Source organism: Aquicoccus porphyridii (genome assembly GCF_008369105.1).
Classification (GTDB): Bacteria; Pseudomonadota; Alphaproteobacteria; order Rhodobacterales; family Rhodobacteraceae; genus Aquicoccus; species Aquicoccus porphyridii.
Genome location: NZ_VINQ01000189.1, coordinates 1 through 397 on the forward strand (window position 1 = coordinate 1; position 397 = coordinate 397).

Consider the following 397-nt stretch of genomic DNA (forward strand, 5'->3'; position numbering starts at 1 on the left):
GAGGCCTTCGCGGGCATCGTCGCCGGTGGTGGCGATCTTGAACTTCTTCGCCAGGCCTTCGGCCTCGATGTAGTTGTTCAGGTTACGCGTCAGCGCCGAACGGAAACCGGCCAGGTGGGTGCCGCCGTCACGCTGCGGGATGTTGTTGGTGAAGCAGAGCAGGTTCTCGTTGAAGCTGTCGTTCCACTGCAAGGCGACTTCCACACCCACGCCGTCCTCTTCACGCTGGACGTTGAAGTGGAATACCTCGTTCACCGCGGTCTTGTTGGTGTTCAGGTACTCGACGAAGGCCTTCAGACCGCCTTCGTACTTGAACAGCTCCTCCTTGCCGGTACGCTCGTCGCGCAGCAGGATGCCGACTCCGGAGTTGAGGAAGGACAGCTCGCGGATGCGCTTG

1 pseudogene is annotated in these 397 nt (G+C 61.0%); it reads right to left on the reverse strand.

Annotated elements, in window-relative coordinates:
* Positions 1–397 (reverse strand): annotated as a pseudogene (locus FLO80_RS24130) (DNA gyrase subunit B); the annotation flags it as partial.